The organism is Streptomyces sp. NPDC104581, from assembly GCF_055583685.1.
Genome location: NZ_JBVJNN010000029.1, coordinates 65,813 through 92,150, shown reverse-complemented (window position 1 = coordinate 92,150; position 26,338 = coordinate 65,813). Strand labels below are relative to the sequence as shown.

Here is a 26,338-nt window from a genome sequence, read left to right as displayed (position 1 = left end):
CCGGTACGAGTCCGATCCTCCGCCTCGCGACGCACCGCACCAGCCGCCGCGAGCCCCGCCCTACGGGCGGACGGCGCCATTCGTCAGACACCGCCCAGCGCGGCGAGGTTCACCCCCACCGGACCCGCCCGGGTGGACAATTCCGGCATGACGACGCTCAGAGCACCCGCGACGCCCACCCGCGCGGAGCACCCCGCGCTCGAAGACCGGATCACCGGCGCTCTCGTCGGCGCGGCCGTCGGCGACGCGCTCGGCGGCCCCGTCGAGGGCTACACCCCCGAACAGATCGTGGACCGGCACGGCGGCCGGGTGACCGGCGTCGTCGGCCCGTGGAACGACAACTGGCGTACGGCGCGCCCCATCGCGCCGTACCACAAGGGCGACGGCCACGTCACCGACGACACCTTGCTGACGCACGCGCTCGTCCGCGTGTACGGCACGGTGCGCGATCACCTCGACGCCTACGCCGTCGCCGACCATCTCGTCCCGGACCTGATCTCCACGCCCCGCTGGATCCCGGAGCTGGAGGCCGAGGCGCTGCCCCTCCAGCGGATCTTCCTGGCGGAGAAGTGGCTCGTCGCCCGTCTCCACTACGGGCATGTGGACCCGCGCGAGGCGGGCGCCGGGAACATCGTCAACTGCGGTGCGGCGATGTACATGGCGCCGGTGGGCCTCGTCAACGCGGCGAATCCGGCGGCGGCGTACGCGGAGGCCGTCGACGTCGCAGGCGCGCACCAGTCCTCGTACGGCAGGGAGGCGGCCGGGGTACTCGCGGCGGCGGTCGCGGCGGCGTGCGTGCCCGGCGCGACGCCGACGAGTGTCGTCGAGGCGTGCCTCGCGCTCGCCAAGGACGGGACGCGGGCGGCGATCGAGGCGGTGTGCGAAGTGGCCGCCGCACACCAGGACTTCGAGCCCGCGCTGCGCCCGCTGCGGGAGGCCGTCGCCCCGTACGACACGGTGGGCCCCGACTACCGGGCCCCGTCCCTCGGCGCCCGCCGCCCCTCGCGGCTGCACTCCATCGAGGAGCTGCCGATCGCCCTCGGCATGCTGCTGATCGGTGGCGGTGACTACCGCCGTACGGTGCTCGGGTCGGTCAATTACGGCCGCGACTGCGACTCGATCGCCACGATGAGCGGGGCGGTGGCCGGTGCGCTGTCCGGCGGGGCGGCGATCCCCGCGGACTGGTCGAAACGGGTCGCGGAGGCGAGCCGGCTCGACCTGGATTGTCCGGCGCGGACGCTGACGGAGGTCGCGTACGAGGTCTTCGCCCGTGACACGGCACGGCGCCGCGCCCACGAGTCGGCCTTCGCCGCGCTGACGGGCCCGCGATGACGGACCGGCTGCGGGTGACCTGGGTCCAGCCGGAGGATCTGCTCGGCCACGAGCTGCGCCAGGCGTCCGAGGACGGCCGTGACGCGACGGCGCAGGCCGCGACCTGGCGCGCGTCGGGCGGGCGACCGTCCCCACCCCGCGCGGGCGCATCGACCCCACCGGCACCCCCGGCACTGCGCGCGCTGGCGCTGACACTGCTGGACGAACTGGCGGAGCTGCCGGGGCGGTTGACGGACGAGGAACCGGCCTCGCTACGGGACATCACCCGAGCTTGCGGCGACGACTGGCCGAACGCCCCGCACCCGCCGAGCGGTCGACGCCCCACCCCCACGCCGCCCGACGACAGCCGGGAACCGGCCACGCAACCACCGGGCCCCACCGGCGGGCCGCCCCTCAGCGCGCCCCAGTCGGTGCCGGCACCGCCGGGGTCCCGCCGGACCACCACCGCGTCGCGAAGCGGGGCGCGGGATGGTGGAGGCGACGGCTCGTGGGGGTCCGGGGGCCCGCCCCCGGTTTCGGGAAGGGGCGGGGCGGGGGGACGGACACCGCTCAGCGCACAGCAGACGCACGCCGCCTGGCTCGGCCGCGCCGCCGGCTGCGTCCTCGGCAGGCCCGTCGAGAAGCTCCCCCTCCCCGCCATCCGCGCCCTCGCCCGCGCCACCGGCAACTGGCCCCTGAACACCTGGTTCACCGCCCGGGGCGTCCCCCCGCACCTCATCGACGCCCACCCCTGGAACCGGCGCGCCGCCGTCAACTCGCTCGCCGAGAACATCGACGGCATGCCCGAGGACGACGACCTCAACTACCCCCTTCTCAACCTGCTGTTGCTCAAGCGGTACGGCCGTGACTTCCGCACCTCCGACGTCGCTCTCCTGTGGCTGGACCAGTTGCCCGCCGGGCGTACGTTCACCGCCGAGCGCGTCGCGTACCGCAATCTGCTCCGCGGGATCGAGCCGCCCGACACCGCCCGGCACCACAACCCGTTCCGCGAGTGGATCGGCGCGGCGATCCGCGCGGACGTGCACGGCTGGGCGCACCCCGGTGACCCCGCGTCGGCCGCCGCGCAGGCGTACCGGGACGCGACGCTGACGCACACCGCCAACGGTGTGTACGGCGCGATGTTCGTCGCGGCCACGATCGCCGCCGCCTGCGGGCCCCCGGGCAGCCCCGCACCGGGCGGCACGCGCGGCGGCGCCGACGTGCACGCCTGCCTGCGCGCCGGGCTCTCCGTCGTCCCTCCGCGCTCGCGCCTGGCGCGGGCCGTCCGCGGGGCGATCCACCTCGCCCGCGCCCACGCCGATTTCGACACCGTCGTGGACCGGCTGCACGCGGACCACGGCCACTACCACTGGGTCCACGCCGTCCCCAACGCCGCGCTCCTCGCCGCCGCCCTCACCCACGCCGACGGGGACTTCACCGGCTCCATCTGCCGTGCGGTGTCCGGCGGTTGGGACACCGACTCCAACGGAGCGACGGCCGGCTCCGTCGCCGGTCTGCTCGCCGGGCATCCGGACCGGCTGCCCGAGCGGTGGACGGCGCCGCTCAAGAACCGCCTCGCCACCTCCGTCGCCGGATTCGACGGCATCGGTTTCGACGGCATCGGTTTCGACGAACTCGCCCGACTCACTCAGGAGGCACTCCGCCCATGACCGGCATCGTGGTGCTCGGCAGCACCAACATGGATCTCGTCGCGTACGTCGCACGGGCCCCGAAGCACGGGGAGACCGTCACGGGTCGTGAATTCCGTACGGTCCCCGGGGGCAAGGGCGCCAACCAGGCCGTCGCCGCCGCCCGCGCCGGCGGCGACGTGTCGATGATCGGCGCGGTGGGCACCGACGAGTTCGGCGTGCTGCTCCGGCACACGCTCACCTCGTCCGGCGTGGACACCGATCTGCTGCACACCGCCGAAGGCCCCTCCGGTACCGCGCACATCGTCGTGGACGACGAGGGCGGCAACGCGATCGTCGTCATCCCCGGAGCGAACGGCACCGTCACCGGCCTCGGCCCCGGCGAGGAGACCGTCATCGCCGGGGCAGGCTCCCTGCTGCTCCAGCTCGAACTGCCGCTGAGCGCCGTGCTCGCCGGCGCGAGGGCCGCTCGGCGGCACGGGGTGCGGACGATCCTCACCCCCGCCCCGGTCCAGCCCCTGCCGCCCGAACTCCTCGCCGCCACCGACCTGTTGGTCCCCAACGAACACGAGGCCGCCGCGCTGGCGGGCGTCGCCGATCCGTACGGCGCGGCCGAGACACTGCTCCGGCAGGTCCCCGAGGTCGTGATCACCCTGGGCGCGGCGGGGTGCCTGTACGCGGCGCGCGGCGCCGTGCCCGTCACCGTCCCCGCGCCGAAGGTCACCGCCGTGGACACGACGGCCGCCGGTGACACGTTCGTCGGCGCGCTCGCGGTGGCGATCGGCGAGGGCCGTCCGATGGCCGGGGCGGCGCGCTGGGCGTCGGCCGCCGCCGCGCTGTGCGTGCGGCGCCACGGGGCCTCCACGTCCATGCCGTACCGCTCCGAGATCGACGAGGCCGCCTCATGAGCACCGCCACCCGGCCGGACGTTCCGCCGGCCCCCGCCACTCCCCCGCTGCTCGGTCTGCGCGTCCTCGATCTCGCCACGCTCTTCGCCGGTCCCCTCGCCGCGACGATGCTCGGCGACTTCGGCGCCGAGGTCGTCAAGGTCGAGCACCCCAGCCGCCCCGACCCGTCGCGCGGGCACGGCCCGGCGAAGGACGGTGTCGGCCTCTGGTGGAAGATCCTCGGCCGCAACAAGCGCACCGTCACGCTCGATCTCTCGACCCCGGCCGGCCGGGACGTCCTGCTGCGGCTCGCCGCCGACGCGGACGTGATCGTGGAGAACTTCCGCCCCGGCACGCTGGAGCGATGGGGACTGGGCTGGGCCGAACTCTCCCACGTCAACCCCCGGCTGGTGCTGGCCCGGGTGACCGGCTTCGGGCAGTTCGGCCCGTACTCGCACCGGCCCGGGTTCGGCACGCTCGCGGAGGCGATGAGCGGGTTCGCCGCCATGACCGGGGAGCCCGACGGGCCGCCGACCCTGCCCCCGTTCGGGCTGGCCGACTCGATCGCCGCGCTGGCCACCGCGTACGCCGTGCTGACCGCGCTCAACGGCCGGACGGCGACGGGGCGGGGCCAGGTGGTCGACCTGGCGATCATCGAACCGATCCTGACGGTGCTGGGGCCGCAGCCCCTCTGGTACGACCAGCTCGGCTACGTACAGCCCCGTACCGGCAACCGCTCCCGCAACAACGCGCCCCGCAACACCTACCGCACCGCCGACGGCTCCTGGCTGGCGGTCTCCACCTCCGCCCAGTCGGTCGCGGAGCGCGTGATGCGGCTGGTGGGCAGGGAGGAGCTGATCGAGGAGCCGTGGTTCGGGACCGGCGGCGGCCGGGCCGGGCACGCCGATGTGCTGGACGAGGCGGTCGGCGGCTGGATCGCCCGGCACTCGCGCGACGACGCGATCGCCGCGTTCGAGAAGGCGGAGGCGGCGATCGCGCCGGTCCACGACATCAGCGACGTCATGAGCGACCCGCAGTACCGGGCGCTGGGTACCGTCACCGAGGTCCCGGATCCCGAGCTGGGCCCGATCCGTATGCAGAACGTCCTCTTCAGGCTCTCCGAGACCCCCGGCTCCATCCGCTGGGCGGGCCGGCCGCACGGCGCCGACACGGAAGCGGTCCTCACCGAGCTGGGTCTGTCGGCGTCCGAGATCGCGGCCCTCCGTGCGGAGGGAACGCTGTGACCGGCCGGCCGGGCCACCCGGCGCATCCCCCGCTCACCTGGCTGTACGCGCCCGGCGACCGGCCCGATGTCGTGCAGAAGGCGCTCGCGTCCGGCGCCGACGCGGTGATCGTCGACCTGGAGGACGCGGTGGCCGCCGACCGGAGGGAGTACGCGCGCTGCGCGACGGCCGAACTGCTGGCCTCGCCGCAGCCCACCCCGGTCCATGTCCGGATCGCCGGTGAGAACGACATCGCGTCGCTGGTCGGGCTCCCCGGGCTGGCCGGACTGCGGCTGCCGAAGGTCACGCGCGCCGCCGACGTCCACCGGATCGCCGCCGTCGCCCCGGACACCCATCTGTACGTGCTGCTCGAATCCGCCCTGGGCGTCGAGAACGCCCACGCCATCGCCACGGCGCATCCCGCCGTGCGCGGTGTCGCGCTCGGCGAGGCCGATCTCCGCGCGGAGCTGGGGACGGGCAACGACGCCGGGCTCGATTGGCCGCGCGGCCGTGTCGTGGTGGCGGCGCGGGCCGCGGGTCTGCCGGCGCCCGTCCAGTCCGTCCATCCCGACGTACGGGACCTGGACGGGCTGGCCGCGTCCTGCGCGCACGGCCGCTCGCTCGGCTTCTTCGGCCGCTCCGCGATCCATCCGCGCCAGCTGCCGGTGATCGAGCGCGCGTATCTTCCGACGGCGCGGGAGGTCGCTTCGGCGGCGGAGATCGTCGAGGCCGCCGCGGAGAACGCGGGGGCGCAGGCACTGCCGGACGGGCGTTTCGTGGACGCGGCGATCGTGGCGGCGGCCCGCCGCACGCTCTTCCTGGCGGCGCGGGGGTAGCACGAGGTCTCACCGAAGCACCGGAGGGGCCGCGGTCGCGGCCCCTCCGGTGCTTCGGTGCTTCGGCGACGAGCGCGGCTCGGGCGCCGCGCGCGACCCGTCAGACGTTCTTGGCCGACGCGGCGTCCGTGCTGCCCTCGGCGTCGGCGCCCGCAGCCGTGTCGGGAACGGCGTCCTCCGTGGCCCCGGCACCCGTCGCGTCGCCGTCCTCGGCCTTGTCGCCCTTGTCCGCCTTGACGTCCTTGCCGAGGAGCTCGCGGTCCGGCACGACGATCTCCTCGCGTCCCGGCCTGATCCGCGCCGAGACGACGATGTAGGCCACGGCCAGCGCGAAGACGATGATCGCGGTCCATACGTTGAGGCGCAGCCCCAGCACTTCGTGCGCCTCGTCGACACGCATGTACTCGATCCAGGCGCGTCCCGCACAGTAGGCGGCGACGTAGAGCGCGAAGGCGCGTCCGTGGCCGAGCCTGAAGCGGCGGTCGGCCCAGACGACGAGCAACGCCACACCGACGCACCACAGCGACTCGTAGAGGAACGTCGGGTGGTAGAGGCCGCTGTCGCGGTTGGCGCCGTCGCTGATCTCCAGCGCCCACGGCACATCGGTGGCCTTGCCGTACAGCTCCTGGTTGAACCAGTTGCCCCAGCGGCCGATGGCCTGGGCGAGCACGATCCCGGGTGCGATGGCGTCCGCGTAGGCCGGGAGCGGGATCCCGCGGCGGCGGCAGCCGATCCACGCGCCGACGGCGCCGAAGGCGATCGCGCCCCAGATCCCGAGGCCGCCCTCCCAGATCTTGAAGGCGTCGACCCAGTTCTTACCGTCGCTGAAGTACAGCTGGTAGTCGGTGATCACGTGGTAGAGCCGGCCGCCGACGAGTCCGAAGGGCACGGCCCAGACGGAGATGTCGGCCACGGTGCCGGCCTTGCCGCCGCGGGCGATCCAGCGCTTGTTGCCGTACCAGACGGCGGCGAAGACACCGAGAATGATGCAGAACGCATAGCCGCGCAGCGGGAGTGGTCCGAGATGGATCACTCCGCTCGACGGACTGGGGATGTAGGCAATGTCCATGGCGGTTCCGACGCTACAGTGCCGGGCGGTGCCTTCGGCAACCCGCCCGGCAACGTCTGCATAACGAGCCCGCGCGGAGAGGGCCCCCGCGCGGCCCCGGTGCTCAGGAGGGCGAGGCGCCCGTGTCGGGAGGTGTGGCCGGTGCGGTGCCCGGCTGCTTGCCCTTGTTGGCCTCCGTGACCCACCTCTTGAAGTTGGCCGGGGTGATGTTCTCGGCGCCCTTCTTGGGGAAGACGGACTCACCGTTGAGCAGGACGGTCGGCGTGCCGCTGAAGCCGCCGTTCTGGAACGCGGCGTTCGAGTTCATCACCCATTTGTCGTGCTTGCCGTCCTCCACGCACTGGCGGAAGCCGGGGGCCGATTCCAGGCCGTCGACCTTGCCCGCCAGCTCCAGCAGCCGCTCGTTGTCGGCGTAGGCGTCGTCCGGCTCCGGCGGCTGGTTCTGGAACAGGGTGTCGTGGTACGGCGCGAACTTGCCGACGTCCTGGGCGCACGCCGCCGCGTTGGCCGCTCGCAGCGAGCCGCTGCCGCCCATGTTGCCGTCGATGATCGTGGCGAGGTGGTAGTCGACCTTGAGCTGCCCCGCGGTCTCCAGCTCCTTGATCGTGTCCCTGAACGCGTTCTCGAACTGACCGCAGGCGGGGCAGCGGAAGTCCTCCCACACGGTGAGGGTCGACGGCGCGTCGCTCATGCCCACGGGGATCGACAGCTCGTCCTTGCCCTGCGCTCCCGACGGGGCCAGCACGGGGCCGGCGGCGCCGCTGCCGCCCTTGTCCTTGTTGGCGTTGGTGGCGACGACTCCGATCGCCGCCGCCGCGCCCAGCACGCCCACCACCGCCGCCGAGACGACCAGGGTGCGCTTGCGCCGCTCGCGCCTCTTCTCCTGCTCACGCTGCACCTGGAGCCGCTCTCGGGCGCTCCTCTTTGCCTCACGGTTCTTCTCGCTCACGCCTCAGCAACGAACCGGGGAGGCGCGTACGCACCTCCCCGGTCCCAGGTCCACCCGTACGAGGGACCTCGGGGGCCCTCCGTCCGTCAGCGCTTGCGAACGCCTTCGGCCAGCTCGCCCGCGAGGCCGCGGACCGCCGTCAGCCCGGCCTCGCGGTCGGGGGCGTCGAGCATCAGTTTGACGAAGGCAGAGCCGACGATGACCCCGTCGGCGAACCCGGCGACCTCGGCGGCCTGCGCCGCGTCTGACACCCCGAGCCCGACGCAGACCGGCAGGTCCGTGCGGGCGCGGGTGCGCCGCACCAGGTCCTGGGCCTGCGCGCCGACCGACTGGCGGGTGCCGGTGACGCCCATGAGGGAGGCGGCGTAGACGAACCCGGAGCCCACGGCCGTGATCTTCGCGAGGCGGTCGTCCCTGCTGCTCGGCGCGACGACGAAGACGGTGGCGAGACCGTGCTTGTCGGCGTGCTCCCGCCACACGTCGGACTCCTGTACGGGCAGGTCGGGCAGGATGCACCCGGCGCCGCCCGCCTCTGCCAGCTCCGTGGTGAAGCGCTCGACGCCGTACCGGTCGACCGGGTTCCAGTAGGTCATGACCAGCACCGGCTTCCCGGTGGCCTGGTACGCCTCGCGGACCGTGCGCATCACGTCCGCGATCCGCACGCCGCCCTTGAGGGCGATGTCGTCGGCGGTCTGGATGACGGGGCCGTCGAGCACCGGGTCGCTGTGCGGCAGCCCGACCTCGACCACGTCGGCGCCGCCGTCGAAGACGGCCTTCACGGCGTCGATGCCACCGTCCACCGTGGGGAATCCGGCCGGCAGATAGGCGATGAGCGCGGCGCGCCCCTCGCTCCTCGCGCCGGCCAGGGTGTCGCTCAACAGCTGGATGTTGCCGCTCACTTGGCGCTCTCCCCGTCGTACAGCCCGAAGTAGCGGGCAGCGGTGTCCATGTCCTTGTCGCCGCGCCCGGAGAGGTTGACGACGATCAGACCGTCCTTCCCCAGCTCACGGCCGATCTCCAGCGCCCCGGCGAGGGCGTGCGCGCTCTCGATGGCCGGAATGACACCCTCGGTACGGGACAGCAGCAGCAGCGCCTTCATGGCCGCGTCGTCGGTCACGGCCCGGTACTCACCGCGCCCGCTGTCCTTGAGGTAGGCGTGCTCGGGGCCGATGCCCGGGTAGTCGAGTCCGGCGGAGATCGAGTACGGCTCGGTGATCTGGCCCTCGTCGTCCTGGAGGACGTAGGACCGTGAGCCGTGCAGGATGCCGGGCTCGCCAGCGCTCAGCGTCGCCGCGTGCTCGCCGGTGCCGATGCCGTGGCCCGCGGGCTCGCAGCCCACCAGCCGTACGGCCTCGTCGGCGAGGAAGGCGTGGAAGAGGCCGATCGCGTTGGAGCCGCCTCCTACACAGGCGACGGCCGCGTCGGGCAGCCGGCCCGCCCTCTCCAGGAGCTGCCACCTGGCCTCGACGCCGATGACGCGGTGGAAGTCGCGCACCATCGCGGGGAAGGGGTGCGGTCCGGCGACGGTGCCGAAGAGGTAGTGCGTACGGTCCACGTTGGCGACCCAGTCGCGGAACGCCTCGTTGATGGCGTCCTTCAGGGTGCGGCTGCCGGACCTGACCGGTACGACCTCGGCGCCGAGCATCCGCATCCGGGCGACGTTGAGCGCCTGGCGCTCGGTGTCGATCTCGCCCATGTAGATGGTGCATTCGAGTCCGAACAGCGCGCAGGCGGTCGCGGTGGCGACGCCGTGCTGTCCGGCCCCGGTCTCGGCGATGACGCGGGTCTTGCCCATGCGCTTGGTGAGCAGCGCCTGGCCCAGCACGTTGTTGATCTTGTGGGACCCGGTGTGGTTCAGGTCCTCGCGCTTGAGGTACACCGTGGCGCCGCCGGCCTCCTCGGCGAACCGGGGGACCTCGGTGAGTGCGCTGGGGCGGCCGGTGTAGTTGACGAGGAGGTCGTTCAGCTCGGCGGCGAAGGCGGGGTCGCCCTTGGCCTTCTCGTACTCGACGGCGACCTCGTCCACGGCGGCGACGAGCGCCTCGGGGATGAACTTGCCGCCGTAGGCGCCGAAGTAGCCCTCGGCGTTCGGGCTCAGGCCCGTGGGATCGGGGATGAAGAACTCGGCAGTCACGGATGGATCTCCTCGTGAGGCGACGGGTGGGTGCACCGTGTGCGCCACGGGCGAACCGGCCCCGCACCGGCGCATGGGCCGGGAGGGCGATGGTCCGGTGGACCGGCACCGCCGGCACGCGCGGGCGCGGCGACACCGCGTGGCGCCGCCGCCCCGGGGGGCGTGCGGCTACGCGGTCGCGCGCTGGTCGCTGTCGGAAGGGCCTCGCCGGGGCGCGGCCCGGCGCCATCGCATGCCGTTGACCTGGCCGGGCTCGTCACCGATCACGTACCGCACCCGCCGCCCGTGCACGCGCCGGGCCGGGGCCCGGCAGCCGCGCGGCCGGCACCCGCGCGCCAGCGGCGCGTGCGGCGCGCGCACGGCGGCGGGGCGTCCGGAGGCGGGCAGGGGCATCGGGGGTCAGCCCCGTCCGTGCCGCAGGGCGGGGTGGGCGCCGGCCGCGACGAGGTCGGCCACGGCCCCCTTCGGGTCGCGCCCGGTGACCAGGGACTCGCCGACGAGCACCGAGTCGGCGCCCGCGTTGGCGTACGCGATGAGGTCGTGCGGTCCGCGCACACCGGATTCGGCGATCCTGACGATGCCTTCGGGGATCTCGGGGGCGAGCCGCTCGAACGTGCCGCGGTCGACCTTCAGCGTCTTCAGGTCGCGCGCGTTGACGCCGATGATCTTCGCCCCGGCGTCGACGGCCCGCTCCACCTCGTCCTCGTCGTGCACCTCGACGATGGGGGTGAGTCCGATGGACTCGGCGCGCTCGATGAGCGAGACGAGCGCGGGCTGCTCCAGGGCGGCGACGATCAGCAGGACGAGGTCGGCGCCGTGCGCGCGGGCCTCCCACAGCTGGTACGCCGTGACGATGAAGTCCTTGCGCAGGACGGGGATGTCGACCTTGGCGCGGACGGCTTCGAGGTCGGCCAGTGAGCCGCCGAAGCGCCGCTGCTCGGTCAGTACGGAGATGACGGACGCGCCGCCCGCCTCGTAGTCGGCGGCCAGCCCCGCGGGGTCGGCGATCGCGGCGAGCGCGCCCTTGGAGGGGCTGGAGCGCTTGACCTCGCAGATCACCGTGACGCCCTCGCCGCGCAGTGCGGCGACGCCGTCCTTGGCGGGCCGGGCCTTGGCCGCGCGCTCCTTGAGTTCGTCGAGGCCGACGCGCGCCTGCCGCTCCGCGAGGTCGGCGCGTACGCCTTCGATGATCTCGTCGAGCACACTCACGCGAGCGGCCCCCTTCCGGGAACGGTGTCGGATTGGGCATGGATGAGGATCAGCCATGCCGATGGTATCCGGAGGAGGGCCGGGGGCCCGCATCCGCTGGTCGAGCATCCCACCACCTGGGACTTCACGGGGCGAACGACGAGCCGAAAGGCAGGTTCCGTACCACTGTGAAGACCAGGATCACCGCTCCGGCGGCCCATCCCAGGAAGGGTGGCACCGAAACACGCAACCGGGTTCCGCGAGCGACGTGAATCAGCCACACCAGCCACACCACGGCGAAGACCGCGTAGCCGGCGACCGCGAGCGCGTTGGCGCCGAGGGCGGCGGCGATGTCGCCGTGCGCGACGGCGTGGGCACTGCGCAGGCCGCCGCAGCCGGGGCAGTAGAGCCCGGTCATGCTGAGCAGCGGGCAGACGGGGTAGTGGCCGCTCTCGTTGGGATCGACCAGGCCGACGTAGGTGAAGGCGGCGACGACGCCGGCGAGCGTGCCGAGCGGCGCGAGGAGCCGCCGGGCGCGGGTCGCCGGAGCGGGGGCCGGGGGCGGCGCGGCGGGTGCAGGCATGGCGTCCACCCGGTGATTGTCCCCCGTCGGGGCGTGAAAGCGCAGCCCGCCCTCGGGCGCGCGCGTCGCTCACGCGCCCGCCGGGGCGCGTGGGACGCACGGGGCCGGATCGCCCCGACGTGCGAAGGCGCGGCCCGGGATGCGGGCCGCGCCTTGCTGTCGCGGTGCGGAAGTACGAGCGCGAGGACGGCGTTACGCGGTCTGCTGCGCCGGCTCGGCCTTCGCCTGGGCGTGCGGCTGACCGGTCGCGTGGCCCTCGCCACGCTCGACGGCCTCGCGCTCCGCGCGGTCCAGGGACGCGCGTGCGGCCTCGACCCGGGCCTGCTTGGCGGCTTCGGACTCCTTGGCGGCGCCGAGGCCGGCGGCGCGCATGGCGAGGCCGACGATGCCGCCGAGGAGGACGACCGCGAGTCCGCCGACGAACCCGATGGGATCGGCCGCCACCATGAAGACGCCTGCGATGCAGAAGCCGATGACAGAGATGGTGACACCGGTCCAGGCGGCCGGGGTGTGTCCGTGGCTGCTGCCCGCCATGAATTCGCTCCTCGTTGCTGATGTGCCGCGGTGGTCGCGCGCTGGGTGAGCCGAACGCTCACGGTTCATTGTCCCGTACCCGTCGGCGTTCCCCGTCGAGGGGGTCGGGATGCGCGGCCCGTGCTAGCCGGTCGGGTCCTCGCCCCGGTCCAGTGCCTTCCAGATGTCCTCGGGCCGGTCGGGGTCCGTGGCGGGCCCGGTGGCCTTGGTACCGCTGGCGGCGGGTCCGCGGACACGGGCGGCGCGCGGGGTGCCGTCGCGTTCGTAGCGGCCCGACATGGTGGGCCAGTGTGATCCGTACCTCAGCGCCAGGAGCCCGGCGAGCAGGATCAGCACGCCGCCGGCCGCCGTCACGTACGGCCAGGCGGTGTGGGTGAGGGCGGCGACGGTCGCGGCGGTGTCTCCGGTCGTGCGCGCGGCCTTGTCGTCGAGCGCGGCGCTGTCGGTCGCGCCGACGAGCGCGGCGGCGGTCGCGCCCGCGCCGCTGAGGGTGAGGAGCACGGAGACCAGCAGCCGGCCCGCCGTACGGACGGCGAAGACGGCGACGAGGGCGGCCAGGCCGACGACGGCGAGCGCGGCCGGGACGCCGGTGACGTCACGGCCCCCGGCGTCGAGCGACACGGTGCCGCCCGCGACGGTGGCGGCGCCCTCGGCCCAGGTCTGGCCGGAGGCGATCAGCACCACCGCGGCGCCGGCGGCGCCCAGGAGGAGCGCGATGCCGAGACTCCGGCCGGAGCGCCTTCTCGTGGCGTCGGCCGGGGTCGCGGCGCGGGGCTGGGGGATGGGTACGGCAGTCACCCGTCCCACTATCCCCTACCGGTGCCGGCCGGTTCGGCCGGGCCTCCCAGCCGGTTCGCGGTGTGGACGGCGCGCAGGACGGCGGCGGCCTTGTTGCGGCACTCGGTGTCCTCGGCGACGGGATCGGAGTCGGCGACGACACCGGCGCCCGCCTGCACGTACGCGGTGCCCTCCCGGAGCAGCGCCGTGCGGATGGCGATGGCGGTGTCGGAGTCCCCGGCGAAGTCGAGGTAGCCGACGCAGCCTCCGTACAGACCGCGCCGTGAGGGTTCCAGTTCGTCGATGATCTGGAGGGCGCGGGGCTTGGGGGCGCCGGAGAGGGTGCCCGCGGGGAAGCAGGCGGTGAGGACGTCGAAGGCGGTACGGCCTTCGGCGACCCGGCCGGTGACGGTCGAGACGATGTGCATGACGTGCGAGTAGCGCTCGACGGACATGAAGTCGACGACCTCGACGCTGCCCGGCTCGCAGACCCGCCCGAGGTCGTTGCGGCCCAGGTCCACCAGCATCAGGTGCTCGGCCCGCTCCTTGGGGTCGGCGAGCAGTTCGTCGGCGAGGGCCTGGTCGTGCTGCGGCGTCTCGCCGCGCGGGCGGGTGCCGGCGATGGGGTGGACCATCGCGTGCCCGTCCTCGACCTTGACGAGCGCCTCGGGGCTGGAGCCGACGACGTCGAAGCCGTCGAAGCGGAAGAGGTACATGTACGGGCTCGGGTTGGTGGCCCGCAGCACCCGGTAGACGTCGAGCGCGCTCGCCGCGCAGGGAGTCTCGAACCGCTGCGAGGGGACGACCTGGAACGCCTCACCGGCCCTGATGCGCTCCTTGATGTCCTCGACGGCCTCCTGAAAGGCGACGCCGCCCCAGAGCGCGGTGTACGGCGGCAGCTCGGACGGCGGCAGCACCGTGGGAACGCTGTCCGCGGGGCGTGACAGGTCGCGCTCCATGGCGTCGAGACGGCCGACGGCGTCCGCGTACGCCTCGTCGACGCCCGTGTCGAGGTCGTTGTGGTTGATCGCGTTGGCGATGAGCAGCACGGTGCCCGAGCGGTGATCCAGGACGGCGAGGTCGGAGGTGAGCAGCATCGTCAGCTCGGGCAGGTGGAGATCGTCGCGCGCGTGGTCGCCGATCTTCTTCTCCAGCCGGCGGACGACGTCGAAGCCGAGGTAGCCGACCATGCCGCCGGTGAAGGGTGGCAGGTCGGCCTCGTCGTCGTGGAGGGTGCGCGGCGTGTGGAGTGTCTCCACGGTGGCGCGCAGGGCGGCCAGCGGGTCGCCGTCGACGGGTACGCCGACGGGCGGGGTGCCGAGCCAGTGGGTGCGTCCGTCGCGTTCGGTGAGGGTGGCGGCGGACCGTACGCCGATGAAGGAGTAGCGCGACCAGGAGCGGCCGTTCTCGGCGGATTCGAGGAGGAAGGTCCCCGGGCGTTCGGCGGCGAGCTTGCGGTAGAGACCGACCGGGGTGTCGCCGTCCGCGAGGAGCCGGCGGCCGACCGGGATGACACGGCGGTCGACCGCCAGCTTGCGGAAGGTGTCGAGATCCATGGCCGGTGAGCTTAGTGGCCCGCGGGGCCGGTGGCCGTCGTCGTCGGCAGGATGACGTCCGCGTCGAAGCAGGTCCGGTCGCCCGTGTGGCAGGCGGCGCCCACCTGGTCGACCTTGAGGAGGATCGTGTCGGCGTCGCAGTCGAGCGCGACGGACCTGACGTGCTGGACGTGGCCGGATGTGTCGCCCTTGACCCAGTACTCGCGGCGGCTGCGGGACCAGTAGGTGCCGCGTCCGGTGGTGAGGGTGCGGTGCAGGGCCTCGTCGTCCATCCAGCCCAGCATCAGCACCTCTCCGGTGTCGTACTGCTGGGCGACGGCCGGGATCAGCCCGTCGGCGCCGCGTTTGAGCCGGGCGGCGATGGCGGGGTCGAGGCCGCTGGCGGGGACGGGGCCCGGGGTCGCGCTGGTCATGGGGCCATTGTGCCGCGCCCGTGCCGTCGGCCGGCGGGGACGTCCACTGGGCGGACCGCGCGCGTCGGTCGTACGCTTGCGACATGTCGACCCATGCGAAGCGTGAACGGCTTCTGCTCGCCGATCTGTTGGAGGCGGCGGGACCCGAGGCCCCGACTCTGTGCGAGGGCTGGAACGCCCGTGATCTCGCCGTGCACGTGGTGGTGCGCGAGCGACGCCCGGACGCGGCGGGAGGACAGCTCATCGGCCCGCTCAGGAACCGGCTGGAACGGGTGCGAGGGGAGTATCTGGCGAAGCCGTACGAGGAGCTGATCCAGCTCATCCGCACGGGGCCGCCCAGGATGTCGCCGTTCGGGATCAAGCAGCTCGACGAGGCGGCGAACACCGTCGAGTTCTATGTGCACGCCGAGGACGTACGGCGGGCACAGCCGGAGTGGACGCCCCGTGAGCTGGACAAGGTCTTCTCGAACGCCCTGTGGGCGCGGCTGGAGAAGGGCGCCCGGATGATGGGCCGCAGGTCGCCGGTGGGGCTGGTGCTGCGCCGTCCGGACGGCCAGACGGCGGTGGCGCACCGGGGTTCGCCGGTGGTGACGGTCACCGGCGAGCCGGGTGAGCTGCTGCTGTACGTCTTCGGGCGGCAGGAGGCGGCGCGCGTCGAGGTCGACGGCGACAAGGAGGCCGTCGACAGGGTGCGGCGGGCGAAGCTCGGGATGTAGCCGCCCGGGCCGGCCCGCTCACGGCCGGGGGCCGGGCAGTTCCGCGCGCCGCAGCGTGGTGAAGGCCAGGCCCAGCAGGCCGCCCGCCGCGCAGACGGCGGCGCTGACGACGAAGACCGGGCCGGTGCCCCAGAGTCCGGTGGCGGCGCCGGTGACCGGGTGGCCGAGCGGCGCGATGCCGAGGGTGAAGAGGGTGGCCACCGATGTCACCCGACCGAGGTACCCGGGCTCGGTGACGGTCTGGATCAGCGCCCCGCAGAGCCCGCCGCCGAGGCCGGCCGACAGACCGACGACGAGGCCGGCCGGGACGGCGAGGCCGACGGTGGGCACGGAGGCGAGGGCGGCGACGGCGAGGGAGCCGGCGACGATCGAGAGGCACAGGACGAGGCCCGCGCGCGGGAGGCGTCCGCGCACTGCCAGGAGCAGGGAGGCGGCTCCGGCGCCGACACCGAACGCGGCGACGATCCAGCCCATGCCGCCGGCGCCCCAGCCGCGTTCCCGGGCGAGCAGGACGAGCCCGAGGTTGAGCGGGCCGACGAAGCCCAGCTCGCTCAGGGCGATGACGAGCATCAGCGGTCCCAGGACGCGGTGGCGCCGGATGTGCCGCAGTCCGTCGGTGAGTTCACGCCAGGGGGTCGCCGTGGCGGACGCGGGTCCGCCGTGGGTCCGTGTCGTGCCGCGAGCGGGCGGGGGCGTCATCCGTACGGAGACGAGCAGGACCAGCGACACGGCGAAGAGACCGCCCGCCATGGCGAACGCCGCCGCGGGGCCGCCGAACGCGACGAGGAGCCCGCCGAGCGGTCCCCCGGTCACGTTGGCCACGCGCGCGCCCAGGCCGCGCAGCCCCTGCACCCGGGCGAGCTGTCCGGGGGCGGTGATCCGGGGCGGCAGGGCGCCGACGGCGGGCAGGAACAGGGCGTCGACGACGCCGAAGACCAGGGCGACGGCGACCAGCAGCCAGAGGCCGGGGGCGGTGACGAGCAGGAGCGCGGCGACGGCGAGGATCACGACGCAGCGGGCGGCGTCGCTGCCGATGACGACACGGCGCGGGCCGCACCGGTCGGCGAGCACTCCCCCGCCGAGCATCAGGACGGCGCGGGGCACCGCGCCCACGGCCAGCACGAGACCGGCCTGGGTGGGGCTGCCGGAGCGGGCGGCGGCCCAGGCGAGCGCCATGTAGTACACGCTGTCGCCGGCCGCCGACAGCGTGTAGGCGGCGAGCCAGCGCAGGACGTTCGCGTCACGGTGGGCGGGCCGCCCGGGCTCCGGTGCCGGGCAGGGCGTGGGCGCGGATCGGGTGGTCCGGGGTACGGCCGTCTCACTCATGGGGGCACGGGCCTTCCGTGGGGCGGTATGCGCGACACGTGCGGGCGGGCGGTGACGGAGGCCGGCCGCGTGCGGGGCGCGCGGTCTCACTGCTGCCGGAAGGGGAATCCGTAGATGTGCAGCGCGACGTTCTCACGGTCCGCGGCGTCCCCGGCGTCCTGTGCGGCCCGCGCCGCGTCGGTGTGCCGCTTGATCAGCTCGTGCATCTCCTCGCTCAGCACGGCCAGTTCGCCGGGTGTGAACGGGCCGAGGAACTCGCTGCTGAAGGCGGCGCCGCGCCACTGCGGCGACCAGGCGGACCGGCTGTCCAGATGGGCGCGGTACAGCTCCCCGCGCTGCTCGAACGACATCCGGCCGATGGCGGCGTGCGTGGCGGCCTTCTCGGGCGCGTCACGGAAGTCCTCGTCATGGAAGGAGAGGCCCTCGGACGCCGTCTGCCACCAGCGTTCACGCCCGTCGCTGCCCTGTGCCGGCGCCTCCTCGATCAGCCCGTGATCGGCGAGTTTGCGCAGGTGGTAGCTGACGAGCGAGACGGCCTCGTCGAGCTGCTCCGCGAGCTGCGACGCGGTGGCCGTACGGGAGATGTACAGCGCGCGGTAGAGCTTCATCCGCAGGGGGTGACCGAACGCCTTGAGGGTGTCCAGGTCGTCGACTCTGCGGGGGTGATGGGCGGTCATACTCCGCACCGTAGATACAAAAGAAAAGTTGCGCAATATAAGTTGCGCAATAAATCCTGTGGAGTCGGGGGCGCGGGACGCGGGGGGACGGGGACAGCGGCGAGGACGGGGACCGTGGCGGGGCGGCAGCCGTCGGGGCCGGCCGCCGTCACATGTCGAGCAGCCGCCTGGCCGCGAGCGCGAGGGAGATCTCGACCACGTCGGCGGGCCGGGCCAGCGAACGGCCGGTCAACTGCTCGAAGCGGCGCAGCCGGTTGAGGACGGTGTTGCGGTGGCAGTAGAGCCGGGTGCCGGCGCGCTGTGCCGAGCCGTCCGCCTCCAGCCAGGTCCGGACCGTGTCGACCAGGAGATCCCGGTCGGCCGGGTCGAGCCGGTCCAGCGGGCCGAGCACCCGCTCCGCGAGGGCCGCGCCCAGCCGGGACGAGGAGACGACCAGCGCGGCCGGCAGGTGGTCGTCCAGCAGGACGACGCCGCCGCCACGCGGGCAGGCGCGCAGCGCGGTCGCGGCCAGCCCGCGCGCCTCACCGAGGGCGGCGAGCCCCGTGACGGCCGAGCCGATGCCGACGCGCGTGCCCGGAGCCACGGTCAACCCGGCCGCGAGCGCGGCCAGTTCACCGTCACCGCGGCAGCCACCCGCGTACGGCGGCTCGTTCACCGGCTCCGGGGCGCGGCCGGCCAGCAGGACGACGACCTGTTCGGAGCCGGGCGACAGGTGGCGCAGCGCGTGCGTACCGGGCGGCAGGCCCACCACGGGACCCGCGGCGCCCGCGACAGCGGCACCGGAGGCGGCCACCACGGCGTAACGCCCGTCCTCGGGGAGTTCCAGCATGGCCGCGGCGTCCGGGATGTCGGCGATGCGCGCGGTGCCGTCGAGGAGCGCCGCCACGGTCAGCCGCTGCTGGTTCTCGCGGCGCCAGGCGAGCCGGCGCCCGGTGGCCCGGTAGGCGTCGGCGACGAGACCGCAGTGTTCGTCGACGAAGCTCCAGACGTCGGAGGCGACATGGACCAGCAGCCGGATGTCCTCGGGCCGGCGCCGGGTGGTCTCGTCCACGAGGCCCTGCCACACCATCGCCCCACCGAGCCGGAAGGCGTGCAGCAACGCGTCGAGCGGCAGGCCCTGTTCGGCCCGGCACTCGCCGATCCGCCTCGACATGCGGCAGGCGGCCTCGCGTGATTCCCGTGGCCGGATCAGGGAGCCGACGCTCAGGCGCAGCGAGCGGTTCGCCTCCTGCCAGATCCCGGCGGCGTCGGCCTCGATCGCCGCGCGGTAGGCGGGCTCCTTCTCGCGGAGCGCGGCGACCAGCCGATGGGTCAGTCCGGCGAGGTCGTCCAGCAGCGCCTGCGCGGCGCGGTGCAGTACGGCGACGGCCTCGGCGTCCACCAGGGAGCGGGCGGGCCGGGCCCCGGCGGCGGCCCTGGCGGACGAGGCGACCGGGGACGTGACGGGCGACGCGTGCGGCGCCCTGACCCGCGAGCGGATGACATGCGGCATGGCGGCCTCCACCGGGAGTCGGCTCGCTCCGGCGCGGCGGGGTGCGGCCCCGGGCCCGCGCCGGATCTTCCTGACGCCCGCAGAATGACATACCGCCCGGTCGGTACCTAGGGGTTTGCCGCATTCTCCTCGTCACGGTCCAACAATCGCGCCAACTCCGTCCGTGAACGGACCCCCAGCGCGGCGAAGACATTGCGCAGGTGGTGGTCGACCGTTCGCGGGCTCACCGAGAGCCGCACCGCCACCTCCCGGTTGGTCGCGCCCTCGGCCACGCACCGGGCGACGCGCCGCTGCTGGGCGGTCAGCAGGTCCACCGGGCCCGAACCGGCCACCGACTCCCCCGCGGCCCGCAGTTCACCGGCGGCGCGCTCGGCCCAGACCCGCGCGCCGCACCGCTCGAACGCGACGAGCGCGTCCCGCAGCGGGTCACGCGCCTCGCGGGTCCGGCGGCGCCGCCGCAGCCACTGGCCGTACAGCAGCTCCGTACGGGCGCGTTCGAAATCGCCGCCCGACCGGGCGTGGTGGGCGAGCGCCTCCTCGTACCGGGCGGCGGCCTCCCCCGCCGGGGCCAGCAGCGCGTGGCAGCGGGCCAGTTGCGCCGGCGCCACCGGGTCGGCCGTCCACGCCGTCCACACCGTGAACTCCCCGACCACGGCGCGCGCCTCCTCGCCCCGGCCCGCCAGGACCGCCGCCTCCACGAAGCACGGCACGGCGAGCATCAGCGCCGCGAAGTGGCCCCGCCGGGGGCCGTCGAGCACCAGCGGGGCGAGCCGTGCCGCCGCCCGGGTGTGCCGGCCCGCCGCCAGGTCCGCGCGGGCCACCGCCCAGGTGGCGAGGGTGGCGGCCTGCCCGAGGCCGTGGGGCCCGGCGTCGGCCGCCGCCGACGCGGCGTGCTCCGCGCACGCGGCGCCGTCGCCTTCCACGGAGGCGGCCATGGCGAGTACGGCGTGCAGCGCGGCTGCGGCGTTGCGCTGCCCGAGCCGGTCGGCGGCGCGCAGCCCCTCGCACGCGTGGACGCGGGCGCGCGCGTGGCGGCCCGCCCGCAGCTCGCCGTAGGCGAGGTGCTCCAGGGCCTGCGGCAGCAGCGCCTCGGGGCCGTGGGCGCGTACGGCGGCCAGTGCCCGTGCCCCGGCGCGGCAGGCGGCGTCGACCTCGCCGAGGACGAGGGCCGCGATGCCCGAGCGCAGCAGTGCGGCCGGGTCACCCGTGCGGTCGCCGGTGTCGAGGCAGCCGCGCAGCAGGGCCCGCCCGTCGTCCGTACGGCCGTCGAGCACGGCGCACATGCCCGCGCGGAAGCGGTCGAGCGCCGGATCGGACGCCGGATCGTTGCTGCGGCCGGTTGCCCGGTCGCGCCACCCGATCCGGCTCATGGCACGCAGATAACCGGGCACGTCGCCGGTGAGCCAGGCCGCCTCCGCCGCGCCGAGCAGGGCGCCGACGGCGCGGCCCCCGTCGTGCGGGGCGAGCAGTTCGGCGGCGGTGAGCAGGGCCTCCCCCGCGTCGGCCACCGGTCCGTCGCGCAGGGCGATCAGCCCCCGTACGTAGTGGGCGCGGCCGGGCGCGGGGACGGAGCGCACCCGGGTCAGCAGCGCGCGGGCGCGCCCCGGGTCGCCGGCCAGCCAGGCGTGTTCGGCGGCCGCGGCGAACCGCTCGCCGCGCAGGGCCTCGTCGGTGGAGAGCGCGGCGGCCCGGCCGAGGGCCGCCGCGCGGTCGGCGTGCGGGCGGGGCGGCCCGGCGGCGCGTGCCAGGGCCTCGGCGAGCGCCGGATCGTGGCCGTCGGCCGCGCACGCGCGCTGGACCAGCCTCGGCAGGGTCCGGTGCGGTCCGTCGAGCACGGTGGCCAGGAGGCGGTGCACGGCGCGGCGGCGGGCGAGCGGGGCACGGCGCAGGAGGGCACGGCGCAGCAGCGGCTCGGTGAAGTGGACGCGCCCGCCGTCGATCCGCACCGCGCCCAGTGTCTCGGCCGGGCCCAGCAGCGCGGGGTCGACCCCGGCGAGCCGGCCGGCGCGCAGCAGGACGGCGGTGTCCGCGCCGGTCCCCTCGGGCTCGTGCTCCTCGGCCGCCGCCGCGAACAGCAGCAGGAGACGGGTGTCGTCGGGCAGCCCGTCGACGTACGCGGCGTAGGCGTCGAGCAGGCTCTCCCCGCCGCTCAGCGGCTGCGGGAGGCTGCCGCGGCCGGCCAGCTGGTCCTCGGTCAGGCGGGCGGCGAGGGCGGTGAGCAGCCGGGGGTTGCCCGCCGCCTCGCGCAGCAGCTCCTCGCGTACGCCGGGATCGGCCCGGCCGCCGGTCAGCCGGTCGAGCAGCGCGCGGGACGCGGAGCGGTGGAGCGGGCCGAGGCGCAGCGTGGGCAGCGCGGCGAAGTCCCGTTCCCCGGCGTGCTGTTCGGTGGCGGTGAGCAGTACGGCGACCCCGCGGGCGGGGGTCAGCCTGCGGATCGCGAAGACGAGCGCGGCTCTCGACCCGGCGTCCCAGGCGTGCGCGTCGTCCACACAGACCAGCAGGGGGTGGAGCGCGCCGAGGGTCGTCAGGAGGTCGAGCAGCGCGGTGGGCGCGGTGCCGGGGTGTGGGATGAGGGTGGCGGGCGGCGGCAGCGGTCCGGGCGCCGAGCACAGGAGGGTGTGCAACCCGCTGTAGGGCAGCAGGCGTTCGGCGGGGGCGGCGGTCGCGTGCAGCAGCACCGGGCCGCGGCCGCCGCCGGGGGCGGGTCCCTCCGGGCCGTACGCGTCCAGCGCGTGGCGCAGGAGCGCGGTGCGGCCGGTGCCCGGCGCCCCGGTCAGGACGAGGGTGGCGCCGCGCCCGGCCCTCAGCCGGGTCAGCAGCGTGTCCAGGATGGCGAGTTCACCGCTGCGGCCGTACAGCCGGAGCGGACTGCGAACGGTCGTCGATGGGGTCACGTCCGGCACGTTACTGCCGCGTAAACAAGGCCGGAAGGCTCGCGTCCAGGGGCCTTGTCACCGGCGGCCGGGGCTGGGCGGCGACCCAGCGGGCGGGGCCCCGCGCTGTGCACGGGCACAGTGCGGGGGCCCGCCGTGGGGCGGGGGTCTCGGGGTGGGGTCAGCCGAGCGGGCAGCTCCCCCGCCACTCCTCGATGGTGAGGCTGGGCCGGGGCAGCGGGCAGAGGAACTGCTCGTAGCGGGTGTCGTCGTCGATGAACCGCTTCAGCCAGGAGACGCTGTACTTCGCGATCGTCGTGTTGGACGAGTTGGGCGTGAAGTGGCTGGCGCCGTTGAGTTCCAGATACGCCTTGTCGAGCGAGCCGGGCAGCGACTCGTAGAACGGTTCCGAGTGCGTGGCGACGGGGGCGACCGTGTCGCCGTCCGCACCGACGACCAGGGTCGGCGTCCGCAGCTCGGGCCAGGACTTGTCGGTGTTCCAGCCGGTCAGCGGTATCGCCGCCTTCAGCGAGGTACGGCTCTTGGCGGCCTCCAGTGTGCCGCCGCCGCCCATCGAGTGGCCCATGACGCCGAGCCGGGCCGCGTCGATCCGGCCGCGGACCGTGCTGCGCTGCGTCAGGTAGTCGAGCGCGGCGAGGAGTTGGCGGCCCCGGCTGTCCGGCTGGTCGAGGGTGGTGTTCGTGTCGATGGTGAAGACGACGAAGCCCTGCGAGGCGAGTCTCGGGCCGAGCCACGCCATGCTGGACTGCGTGGCCGTGAAGCCGGGCGCGATCGCCACCGCGCCGAAGGTGCCGTCCGCCGTGGACGTCGGGTAGTAGACGGTGCCGCCGCCGAAGCCGCTGACGACGAGCGAGGAGACGCTGGTCTGCGAGACGGCGTAGGAGCCGCGTGCCGCCTCGATGCTGGACACGGTCGGGTCGGGGCCGCGCTCGTACGGGTTGGCGGCGGCGGCCTCGGGGGCGCCGCCGGCCGCCTGGGCGCCGGGGACGAGCCCGCCGAAGAGGGCGGCGGTCGCGGCGCCGGCGGTCAGCGCGAGGCTCCAGACGCGTGAGCGGGAGCGGGACGCGTGACGCACGGGGGACGGGAGACGGTCGCGGCTGCGGCCCGCCGGGCTGTCGCCGGTGGAGAGTTGCTGCACGAGGGGGGTCCTCTCGGTGGGGGCGGCGCCCTCGCGGGAGGACCGGGCCCCGTCGTCCCAGGGCCACGGGCTCCGCCGGACGGCGGCCGCCGTACTGGCTGACGGGGACCACGATCCCGTCGCCGACACCCTTCGCGCATCGGCTACTTCGCCGGTGTTGACGCGAACCGCCCCGGAACGGACCGTTCCGGGGCGGTGGGACGTGCGTCGGTCCAGGGCGTCAGCGCACCGCGTGCCCCGCGTCCCGCAGCGCCTTCTTGACTTCGGAGATCCGCAGATCACCGAAGTGGAAGACGGAGGCGGCGAGTACGGCGTCCGCGCCCGCGTCGACCGCCGGCGGGAAGTCCGCGAGGCCGCCCGCGCCGCCGGAGGCGATGACGGGAACGGTGACGTGCGCCCGTACGGCCGCGATCATCTCCGTGTCGTAGCCGTCCTTCGTGCCGTCCGCGTCCATCGAGTTGAGCAGGATCTCACCGGCGCCGAGATCGGCCGCGCGGTGCGCCCACTCCACGGCGTCGATACCCGTGCCCCGGCGCCCGCCGTGCGTCGTGACCTCGAAGGTGCCCTCGGGTGTGCGCCGCGCGTCGACCGACAGGACGAGCACCTGGCGGCCGAAGCGCTCGGCGATCTCCCGGATGAGGTCGGGGCGCGCGATGGCGGCCGTGTTGACGCCGACCTTGTCCGCGCCAGCCCGCAGCAGCTTGTCGACGTCCTCGGTGGTGCGGACCCCGCCGCCGACCGTGAGCGGGATGAAGACCTGCTCGGCGGTGCGGCGCACCACGTCGTAGGTCGTCTCGCGGTCGCCCGACGAGGCGGTGATGTCGAGGAAGGTCAGCTCGTCGGCGCCCTCGGCGTCGTACAGCCTGGCCATCTCGACGGGGTCACCGGCGTCGCGCAGATTCTGGAAGTTGACGCCCTTGACGACCCGGCCGTTGTCCACGTCGAGGCAGGGGATGACGCGTACGGCGAGGCTCATGCCGGACCTCCGGACGGTGCGCGGAAGGCTTCGAGTTCGACCTCGACCACCAGGCTCGGGTCGATGAAACCGGCGACGACGATCATCGAGGCGGCCGGGCGTACGGCGCCGAACAGCTCCTTGTGGGCGCGCCCCACGTCGTCCGCGTCCCCGGCGTGCGTGAGATACATCCGGGTGCGCACCACGTGCTCGGCGCCGAGGCCGAGTTCGCCCAGCGCCCTGAGTCCGACGCCGAAGGCGGTGACGGCCTGTTCGTACGGTCCGCCCTCCGCGATCCGCCCGTCGACCACGGAGGTGCAGCCGGAGACGAGGACGAGACCGCCGGGCAGGCCGACCGCCCGGGAGTAGCCGAAGACGTCCTCCCAGGGACCGTCCGAGGAGACCCGGCGCACACCGTCGGAGGCGTCCGTACCGGGCGTGCCCGTGCCCGGGGTGCTCGGGAGGGGCGGGCTCTCGCTCATCGGGACACCTCCGCGAGGGCCTCTTCCAGGGTGAACGCCTTCGCGTACAGGGCCTTGCCGATGATCGCTCCCTCGACGCCCTCGGGCACCAGCGAGGCGATGGCGCGCAGGTCGGCGAGCGAGGAGACCCCGCCCGAGGCGACCACCGGCCGGTCGGTGGCCGCGCACACGCGCTTCAGGAGGTCCAGGTTGGGCCCCTGGAGGGTGCCGTCCTTGGCGATGTCGGTGACGACGTACCGGGCGCAGCCGGCCGCGTCGAAGCGCTCCAGCGTCTTGAAGAGGTCGCCCCCCTCGCTGGTCCAGCCGCGCCCGCGCAGCGTCGTGCCGCGTACGTCGAGGCCGATCGCGATCCGGTCGCCGTACGCGGCGATGGCCTCGGCCGCCCACTCGGGGGTCTCCAGCGCCGCCGTACCGAGGTTGACGCGGGCGCAGCCGGTGGCGAGGGCAGCGGTGAGCGAGGCGTCGTCGCGGATACCGCCGGACAGCTCCACGCGGATGTCCATGGCCTCGGTGATCCCGGCGACCAGGTCCCTGTTGTCCCCGGTGCCGAACGCCGCGTCGAGGTCCACGAGATGCAGCCACTCGGCGCCCGAGCGCTGCCAGGCGAGCGCGGCTTCGAGCGGTGAGCCGTAACGGGTCTCGGAGCCCGACTCGCCGTGGACGAGCCGTACGGCCTGGCCGTCGCGCACGTCGACGGCGGGGAGGAGTTCGAGCCTCCGTACGGAGGACGGGGTGGGTGCGGGGGACATCAGAAGGTTCCGATCCAGTTGGACAGCAGCTGGGCTCCGGCGTCGCCGGACTTCTCGGGGTGGAACTGCGTGGCCCACAGTGCACCGTTCTCCACGGCGGCCACGAACGGCTCGCCGTGCCGGGACCAGCTGACCTTCGGGGCGCGGATCCTGGCGTTGGTGACTTCGAGGGTCCAGTCGTGGACGGCGTAGGAGTGGACGAAGTAGTAGCGCTCGGCGGGGTCGAGTCCGGCGAAGAGCAGGCTGTCCGCGGGCGCGTCGACGGTGTTCCATCCCATGTGGGGGACGGTCGGCGCGGTGAGCGGGCCGACCGTGCCCGGCCATTCGTCGAGCCCTTCGGTCTCCACACCGTGCTCGATGCCGCGCTCGAAGAGGATCTGCATGCCGACGCAGATACCGAGTACGGGACGTCCGCCGGCCAGCCGGCGGCCGACGATCCAGTCGCCGCGAGCCGCGCGGAGCCCTTCCATGCAGGCGGAGAAGGCGCCGACGCCGGGCACGACGAGCCCGTCCGCGTTCATCGCCTTGTCGAAGTCGCGGGTGATCTCGACCTCGGCCCCCGCGCGGGCGACGGCGCGCTCGGCCGAACGGACGTTGCCGAAGCCGTAGTCGAGGACGACGACGTTCTTGGTCATTCCCAGAGCCCCTGGATACGGAGGATGCCGGCGAGCAGGCAGAGCGCGGAGCATATGGCGAGCAGGACGACGACGCCCGTGGGCTGCTTCTGCTTGGCGAAGGAGTAGACGCCGCCGGCCAGGAACAGGCCGAGGACGATGAGGATGGTGTTGAGGCCGGTCATG

26 protein-coding genes and 1 pseudogene are annotated in these 26,338 nt (G+C 74.4%); 6 read left to right on the top strand and 21 right to left on the bottom strand.

The window, feature by feature from the left end; translation table 11 throughout:
- Positions 1-147 precede the first annotated feature (147 nt).
- From ACZ61E_RS22825 to ACZ61E_RS22805, 5 genes are read left to right on the top strand one after another with little or no spacing between them, the layout of a single operon-like run.
- Entirely contained in the window at positions 148-1,332 is a 1,185-nt protein-coding gene (locus ACZ61E_RS22825) for an ADP-ribosylglycohydrolase family protein (RefSeq protein ID WP_469701682.1), read from the top strand.
- On the top strand, positions 1,329-2,981 hold the full coding sequence (locus ACZ61E_RS22820) for an ADP-ribosylglycohydrolase family protein (protein WP_469701681.1): 1,653 nt from the start codon (positions 1,329-1,331) through the stop codon (positions 2,979-2,981). Before ACZ61E_RS22825 ends, ACZ61E_RS22820 begins: the two co-directional genes overlap by 4 nt.
- Positions 2,978-3,868 (top strand): ribokinase, encoded by an 891-nt coding sequence (rbsK, locus tag ACZ61E_RS22815; protein WP_469701680.1) that lies wholly within the window; start codon positions 2,978-2,980, stop codon positions 3,866-3,868. The genes ACZ61E_RS22820 and rbsK overlap by 4 nt, the downstream gene beginning before the upstream one ends.
- Positions 3,865-5,091 (top strand): CaiB/BaiF CoA transferase family protein, encoded by a 1,227-nt coding sequence (locus tag ACZ61E_RS22810; RefSeq protein ID WP_469701679.1) that lies wholly within the window; start codon positions 3,865-3,867, stop codon positions 5,089-5,091. Before rbsK ends, ACZ61E_RS22810 begins: the two co-directional genes overlap by 4 nt.
- A complete protein-coding gene (locus ACZ61E_RS22805) occupies positions 5,088-5,906 on the top strand; it encodes an HpcH/HpaI aldolase/citrate lyase family protein (protein WP_469701678.1) in 819 nt (272 codons plus the stop codon). Before ACZ61E_RS22810 ends, ACZ61E_RS22805 begins: the two co-directional genes overlap by 4 nt.
- Positions 5,907-6,006: 100 nt before the next feature.
- Here the strand turns inward: ACZ61E_RS22805 and lgt are convergent, their stop codons facing one another.
- From lgt to hisI, 11 genes and pseudogenes are all read right to left on the bottom strand, one after another.
- Entirely contained in the window at positions 6,007-6,975 is a 969-nt protein-coding gene (gene lgt / locus ACZ61E_RS22800) for a prolipoprotein diacylglyceryl transferase (RefSeq protein WP_469701677.1), read from the bottom strand.
- A 103-nt stretch (positions 6,976-7,078) separates the two neighbouring features.
- Positions 7,079-7,924, bottom strand: a complete 846-nt coding sequence (locus ACZ61E_RS22795; protein WP_469701676.1) for a DsbA family protein — start codon at positions 7,922-7,924, stop codon at positions 7,079-7,081.
- A gap of 86 nt (positions 7,925-8,010) precedes the next feature.
- Positions 8,011-8,823, bottom strand: a complete 813-nt coding sequence (gene trpA, locus ACZ61E_RS22790; protein WP_469701675.1) for a tryptophan synthase subunit alpha — start codon at positions 8,821-8,823, stop codon at positions 8,011-8,013.
- On the bottom strand, positions 8,820-10,058 hold the full coding sequence (trpB, locus tag ACZ61E_RS22785) for a tryptophan synthase subunit beta (protein ID WP_469701674.1): 1,239 nt from the start codon (positions 10,056-10,058) through the stop codon (positions 8,820-8,822). The genes trpA and trpB overlap by 4 nt, the downstream gene beginning before the upstream one ends.
- 168 nt (positions 10,059-10,226) lie before the next feature.
- Positions 10,227-10,451, bottom strand: a complete 225-nt coding sequence (gene trpM / locus ACZ61E_RS22780; RefSeq protein ID WP_469701673.1) for a tryptophan biosynthesis modulator TrpM — start codon at positions 10,449-10,451, stop codon at positions 10,227-10,229.
- A 6-nt stretch (positions 10,452-10,457) separates the two neighbouring features.
- Positions 10,458-11,267 (bottom strand): indole-3-glycerol phosphate synthase TrpC, encoded by an 810-nt coding sequence (trpC, locus tag ACZ61E_RS22775; RefSeq protein ID WP_469701672.1) that lies wholly within the window; start codon positions 11,265-11,267, stop codon positions 10,458-10,460.
- 124 nt (positions 11,268-11,391) lie between these two features.
- A complete protein-coding gene (locus ACZ61E_RS22770; RefSeq protein WP_469701685.1) occupies positions 11,392-11,829 on the bottom strand; it encodes a DUF2752 domain-containing protein in 438 nt (145 codons plus the stop codon).
- 294 nt (positions 11,830-12,123) lie between these two features.
- Positions 12,124-12,363: pseudogene (locus ACZ61E_RS22765) on the bottom strand (HGxxPAAW family protein); the annotation flags it as partial.
- A gap of 123 nt (positions 12,364-12,486) precedes the next feature.
- Positions 12,487-13,170, bottom strand: a complete 684-nt coding sequence (locus ACZ61E_RS22760; RefSeq protein WP_469701671.1) for a TIGR02234 family membrane protein — start codon at positions 13,168-13,170, stop codon at positions 12,487-12,489.
- On the bottom strand, positions 13,170-14,696 hold the full coding sequence (locus ACZ61E_RS22755; protein ID WP_469701670.1) for an anthranilate synthase component I: 1,527 nt from the start codon (positions 14,694-14,696) through the stop codon (positions 13,170-13,172). Before ACZ61E_RS22755 ends, ACZ61E_RS22760 begins: the two co-directional genes overlap by 1 nt.
- 11 nt (positions 14,697-14,707) lie before the next feature.
- Positions 14,708-15,109, bottom strand: coding sequence for a phosphoribosyl-AMP cyclohydrolase (gene hisI / locus ACZ61E_RS22750; protein WP_469701669.1), 402 nt, complete (start codon positions 15,107-15,109; stop codon positions 14,708-14,710).
- A gap of 83 nt (positions 15,110-15,192) precedes the next feature.
- Between hisI and ACZ61E_RS22745 the strand changes: the two genes are divergently transcribed.
- Positions 15,193-15,825: a TIGR03085 family metal-binding protein gene (locus ACZ61E_RS22745; protein WP_469701668.1), complete on the top strand. Its 633-nt coding sequence runs from the start codon at positions 15,193-15,195 to the stop codon at positions 15,823-15,825.
- Positions 15,826-15,843: 18 nt separating this feature from the next.
- On the opposite strand, the gene ACZ61E_RS22740 is transcribed toward ACZ61E_RS22745, so the two are convergent.
- The 10 genes from ACZ61E_RS22740 to ACZ61E_RS22695 form a co-directional block, all read right to left on the bottom strand.
- Positions 15,844-17,151 (bottom strand): MFS transporter, encoded by a 1,308-nt coding sequence (locus ACZ61E_RS22740; protein WP_469701667.1) that lies wholly within the window; start codon positions 17,149-17,151, stop codon positions 15,844-15,846.
- Between the two features lie 86 nt (positions 17,152-17,237).
- Positions 17,238-17,828 (bottom strand): ArsR/SmtB family transcription factor, encoded by a 591-nt coding sequence (locus tag ACZ61E_RS22735; protein ID WP_469701666.1) that lies wholly within the window; start codon positions 17,826-17,828, stop codon positions 17,238-17,240.
- A 148-nt stretch (positions 17,829-17,976) separates the two neighbouring features.
- The gene (locus ACZ61E_RS22730) at positions 17,977-19,320 is read right to left on the bottom strand and encodes a PucR family transcriptional regulator (protein WP_469701665.1); all 1,344 of its coding nucleotides are present in this window, start codon (positions 19,318-19,320) and stop codon (positions 17,977-17,979) included.
- A gap of 107 nt (positions 19,321-19,427) precedes the next feature.
- Positions 19,428-22,214: a helix-turn-helix transcriptional regulator gene (locus ACZ61E_RS22725; RefSeq protein WP_469701664.1), complete on the bottom strand. Its 2,787-nt coding sequence runs from the start codon at positions 22,212-22,214 to the stop codon at positions 19,428-19,430.
- Between the two features lie 160 nt (positions 22,215-22,374).
- Entirely contained in the window at positions 22,375-23,289 is a 915-nt protein-coding gene (gene bdeA / locus ACZ61E_RS22720; RefSeq protein ID WP_469701684.1) for a bis(hydroxyethyl) terephthalate hydrolase, read from the bottom strand.
- 283 nt (positions 23,290-23,572) lie between these two features.
- Positions 23,573-24,328: an imidazole glycerol phosphate synthase subunit HisF gene (hisF, locus tag ACZ61E_RS22715; protein WP_469701663.1), complete on the bottom strand. Its 756-nt coding sequence runs from the start codon at positions 24,326-24,328 to the stop codon at positions 23,573-23,575.
- Positions 24,325-24,789, bottom strand: a complete 465-nt coding sequence (locus ACZ61E_RS22710) for a RidA family protein (RefSeq protein WP_469701662.1) — start codon at positions 24,787-24,789, stop codon at positions 24,325-24,327. The genes hisF and ACZ61E_RS22710 overlap by 4 nt, the downstream gene beginning before the upstream one ends.
- A complete protein-coding gene (gene priA / locus ACZ61E_RS22705; protein WP_469701661.1) occupies positions 24,786-25,538 on the bottom strand; it encodes a bifunctional 1-(5-phosphoribosyl)-5-((5-phosphoribosylamino)methylideneamino)imidazole-4-carboxamide isomerase/phosphoribosylanthranilate isomerase PriA in 753 nt (250 codons plus the stop codon). The genes ACZ61E_RS22710 and priA overlap by 4 nt, the downstream gene beginning before the upstream one ends.
- A complete protein-coding gene (gene hisH / locus ACZ61E_RS22700; protein WP_469701660.1) occupies positions 25,538-26,227 on the bottom strand; it encodes an imidazole glycerol phosphate synthase subunit HisH in 690 nt (229 codons plus the stop codon). Before hisH ends, priA begins: the two co-directional genes overlap by 1 nt.
- On the bottom strand, positions 26,170-26,337 hold the full coding sequence (locus ACZ61E_RS22695; RefSeq protein ID WP_469701659.1) for a hypothetical protein: 168 nt from the start codon (positions 26,335-26,337) through the stop codon (positions 26,170-26,172). The genes hisH and ACZ61E_RS22695 overlap by 58 nt, the downstream gene beginning before the upstream one ends.
- Position 26,338 lies beyond the last annotated feature (1 nt).

What these genes read in the sequence shown, in the direction of transcription:
- ACZ61E_RS22745 (WP_469701668.1), top strand. Translation starts at nt 15,193, where the DNA reads ATGTCGACCCATGCGAAGCGTGAACGGCTTCTGCTCGCCGATCTGTTG.
- hisI (WP_469701669.1), bottom strand. Translation starts at nt 15,109, where the DNA reads ATGACCAGCGCGACCCCGGGCCCCGTCCCCGCCAGCGGCCTCGACCCC.
- ACZ61E_RS22695 (WP_469701659.1), bottom strand. Translation starts at nt 26,337, where the DNA reads ATGACCGGCCTCAACACCATCCTCATCGTCCTCGGCCTGTTCCTGGCC.
- ACZ61E_RS22810 (WP_469701679.1), top strand. Translation starts at nt 3,865, where the DNA reads ATGAGCACCGCCACCCGGCCGGACGTTCCGCCGGCCCCCGCCACTCCC.
- ACZ61E_RS22755 (WP_469701670.1), bottom strand. Translation starts at nt 14,696, where the DNA reads ATGGATCTCGACACCTTCCGCAAGCTGGCGGTCGACCGCCGTGTCATC.
- rbsK (WP_469701680.1), top strand. Translation starts at nt 2,978, where the DNA reads ATGACCGGCATCGTGGTGCTCGGCAGCACCAACATGGATCTCGTCGCG.
- ACZ61E_RS22740 (WP_469701667.1), bottom strand. Translation starts at nt 17,151, where the DNA reads ATGAGTGAGACGGCCGTACCCCGGACCACCCGATCCGCGCCCACGCCC.
- ACZ61E_RS22770 (WP_469701685.1), bottom strand. Translation starts at nt 11,829, where the DNA reads ATGCCTGCACCCGCCGCGCCGCCCCCGGCCCCCGCTCCGGCGACCCGC.
- hisH (WP_469701660.1), bottom strand. Translation starts at nt 26,227, where the DNA reads ATGCTCCGCGCTCTGCCTGCTCGCCGGCATCCTCCGTATCCAGGGGCT.
- ACZ61E_RS22820 (WP_469701681.1), top strand. Translation starts at nt 1,329, where the DNA reads ATGACGGACCGGCTGCGGGTGACCTGGGTCCAGCCGGAGGATCTGCTC.
- ACZ61E_RS22730 (WP_469701665.1), bottom strand. Translation starts at nt 19,320, where the DNA reads ATGCCGCATGTCATCCGCTCGCGGGTCAGGGCGCCGCACGCGTCGCCC.
- ACZ61E_RS22825 (WP_469701682.1), top strand. Translation starts at nt 148, where the DNA reads ATGACGACGCTCAGAGCACCCGCGACGCCCACCCGCGCGGAGCACCCC.
- ACZ61E_RS22710 (WP_469701662.1), bottom strand. Translation starts at nt 24,789, where the DNA reads ATGAGCGAGAGCCCGCCCCTCCCGAGCACCCCGGGCACGGGCACGCCC.
- ACZ61E_RS22735 (WP_469701666.1), bottom strand. Translation starts at nt 17,828, where the DNA reads ATGACCGCCCATCACCCCCGCAGAGTCGACGACCTGGACACCCTCAAG.
- lgt (WP_469701677.1), bottom strand. Translation starts at nt 6,975, where the DNA reads ATGGACATTGCCTACATCCCCAGTCCGTCGAGCGGAGTGATCCATCTC.
- trpM (WP_469701673.1), bottom strand. Translation starts at nt 10,451, where the DNA reads ATGCCCCTGCCCGCCTCCGGACGCCCCGCCGCCGTGCGCGCGCCGCAC.
- hisF (WP_469701663.1), bottom strand. Translation starts at nt 24,328, where the DNA reads ATGAGCCTCGCCGTACGCGTCATCCCCTGCCTCGACGTGGACAACGGC.
- priA (WP_469701661.1), bottom strand. Translation starts at nt 25,538, where the DNA reads ATGTCCCCCGCACCCACCCCGTCCTCCGTACGGAGGCTCGAACTCCTC.